Genomic DNA, 3,655 nt, shown 5'->3' on the forward strand with positions numbered 1-3,655 from the left:
ATCAACTACATTTACTGTTACTGCCTCTTTATCTAATCTGGATGCAGGTCTGGGTGGAAGTACAAATGCATCAGTTACAGTTAATCCTGTTGCTGACACACCTGCAATCACAAATGCCTCAACCAATGAAGATCAACAGACTACATCGGGATTAGTAATTACCCGTAATGCGGCAGATGGTAATGAGGTAACTTATTTCAAAGTAACTGGAATAACCAACGGCAGATTATTTAAGAATGATGGAACCACAGAAATTACTAACGGTACATTTATCACATTTGCTGAAGGAAATGCCGGACTTAAGTTTACTCCGGCAACAAATTATTCCGGATCAGCTAATGTAACCATACAAGCTTCAACATCAAACAGTGATGCGGGATTAGGCGGAAGCACTGTAAATGCCACAGTTACCATTAATCCAATTGCTGATACTCCTGTTATAACTGCAGCAGTTACAGATGAAGATGTTCAGAGTACAAGCGGACTTGTGATCAGCAGGAATGCGGCAGATGGTTTAGAAGTAACTCATTTTAAGATTACCGGAATAACGAACGGAAGACTTTACAAGCATGATGGAACTACTGAAATTACCAATGGGACCTTTATTACAGCAGCTGAAGGTAATGCCGGACTTAAGTATTCACCCAACGCAAACTATCATGGTGCAAATACATTTACCGTAACTGCTTCCTTATCAAACATCGATGCGGGTCTGGGTGGAAGTACAAATGCCTCAGTTACAGTTAACCCTGTTGCTGACACACCTGCAATCACCAATGCCTCAACCAATGAAGATGTTCAGACAACATCGGGACTAGTAATTACCCGTAATGTGACAGATGGAAATGAGGTAACTCATTTTAAAGTAACTGGAATAACCAACGGCAGATTATTTAAGAATGACGGCACCACTGAAGTTACCAATGGTACATTTATCAGATTTGCTGAAGGCAATGCCGGACTTAAGTTTACTCCGGCAGCAAACTATTCCGGTACTGGAAATGTGACAATACAGGCTTCGACATCAAACAGTGATGCTGGACTAAGCGGAAGCACTGTAAATGCCACAGTTACAATTAATCCAATAGCAGATACTCCTGTTGTAACTGCAGCTGTAACAGATGAAGACACTCAATCATCTTCAGGATTGGTGATTACACCTAATATTGCCGATGGTCCAGAATTAACACACTTCAAGATCACCGGTATCAGTAACGGCAGACTATTTAAGAGTGATGGAACAACAGAGATTACTAATGGAACATTTATTACAATAGCGGAAGGTAATGCGGGACTTAAATTTATTCCCGGAGCAAATTTCTTTGGTGATGCAGGCTTTACCGCGCAGGGTGCTTCCTCAGCTGCTGGAGATGGACTCGGAAGCGGAACTACAGTAATAATTACTGTCAATCCTGTTGCCGATACACCTGCAATTACAAATACTTCGACCAATGAAGATGTGCAGACAATATCCGGACTCGTGATAACAAGGAATGCAGCTGATGGTAATGAGGTAACGCATTTTAAGATCACCGGAATCACTAACGGCGGACTTTATAAGAATGATGGAACCACAGAAATTACCAACGGTACATTTATAACCTTTGCTGAAGGAAATGCAGGACTTAAATTTACTCCAACAGCAAACTATTCAGGTTCAGCTAACGTGACCATACAGGCTTCAACATCAAACAGTGATGCCGGATTGGGAGGCAGTACTGTAAATGCTACAGTTACCATAAATCCAGCAGCAGACAATCCAGGCGTAACAGCGGCAGTAACAAATGAAGACGTTCAGAGTTCAAGCGGCCTTGTAATAAGCAGGAACGCAGCAGATGGAGCTGAAGTAACACACTTCAAGATCACCGGAATAACCAACGGAAGACTTTATAAGAGTGATGGAACAACAGAAATTGCTAACGGAACATTCATCACTTTTGCTGAAGCAAATGCAGGACTAAAGTATTCACCCAATGCAAACTATCATGGTGCAAATACATTCACTGTTACTGCTTCATTATCAAACATCGATGCAGGTCTGGGTGCAAGTACAAGTGCATCAGTTACAGTTAATCCTGTTGCTGACACTCCTGCAATCAGTGATGCATCAACGAATGAAGATGTGCAGACGTCATCAGGATTAGTTATAACCCGTAATGCGGCTGACGGCAATGAGGTAACTTATTTTAAGATCACCGGAATAACCAACGGCAGACTTTATAAGAATGATGGGGCCACTGAGATTACCAACGGTACATTCATAACCTTTGCAGAGGGGAATGCAGGACTTAAGTTCACTCCGGCAGCAAACTATTCAGGCTCAGCAAATGTAACCATACAGGCTTCAACATCAAACAGTGATGCTGGATTAGGCGGGAGCACTGTAAATGCCGCAGTTACAATAAATACAGTAGCAGACGCTCCAGGCGTAACAGCGGCAGTAACAAATGAAGACGTCCAGAGTTCAAGCGGCCTTGTAATAAGCAGGAACGCAGCAGATGGAGCTGAAGTAACGCACTTCAAGATCACCGGAATCACTAATGGCAGACTTTATAAGAATGATGGAACAACAGAGATTACCAATGGAACATTCATAACAATGGCTGAAGCAAATGCAGGACTTAAGTTCACTCCCGGAACAAATTTCTTTGGCGATGCTGCCTTTACAGTACAAGGTGCAGCCTCAGTGGCAGGCGAAGGACTTGGGATCGGAGCAGCAGCTTCAATCACGGTTAAATCTGTTGCTGATAATCCTGCAATCACAAATGCTTCAACCAATGAAGATGTTCAGACTACATCAGGATTAGTTATCACCAGGAATGCAGCTGACGGAAATGAAGTAACTCACTTTATAGTTACAGGTATAACTAACGGCAGATTATTTAAGAATGACGGAACCACTGAAATCACCAACGGTGCATTCATAAGTTTTGCTGAAGGCAATGCAGGACTTAAATTCACTCCAACAGCAAACTACTCAGGCTCAGCAAATGTGACCATACAGGCTTCAATAACAAACAGTGATGCAGGATTGGGCGGCAGTACTGTAAATGCCACGGTTACAATAAATACAGTAGCAGACATTCCAGGTGTAACAGCAGCAGTAACAAATGAAGATGTTCAGAGTTCAAGCGGCCTCGTGATAAGCAGGAACGCGGCAGATGGCGCGGAGGTAACTCACTTCAAGATCACCGGGATAACTAACGGCAGACTTTATAAGAGTGACGGAACAACAGAGATTGCTAATGGAACATTCATCACTTTTGCCGAAGCAAATGCCGGACTTAAGTACTCACCCAACGCAAACTATCATGGTGCAAATACATTTACCGTTGCTGCTTCTTTATCTAATCTGGATGCAGGTCTGGGTGGAAGTACAACTGCTTCAGTAACAGTTAATCCTGTTGCAGATAATCCTGCAATCACAAATGCCTCAACCAATGAAGATGTTCAGACTACATCGGGACTAGTAATTACCCGTAATGCGGCTGATGGTAATGAGGTAACTCATTTCAAAATTAGTGGAATAACCAACGGCAGATTATTTAAGAAGGACGGCACCACTGAAGTTACCAATGGTACATTTATCACATTTGCTGAAGGCAATGCAGGACTTAAATTCACTCCAACAGCAAACTACTCAGGTTCAGCAAAT

General features: G+C 42.6%; 1 protein-coding gene. It reads left to right on the forward strand.

Annotated elements, in window-relative coordinates:
- Window positions 1–3,655 (forward strand): beta strand repeat-containing protein (locus VEB01_RS08020; protein ID WP_324874390.1); only part of this gene is annotated, 3,655 nt, incomplete at both ends.

This window comes from Methylocaldum sp. (assembly GCF_035627495.1).
GTDB lineage: Bacteria > Pseudomonadota > Gammaproteobacteria > Methylococcales > Methylococcaceae > Methylocaldum.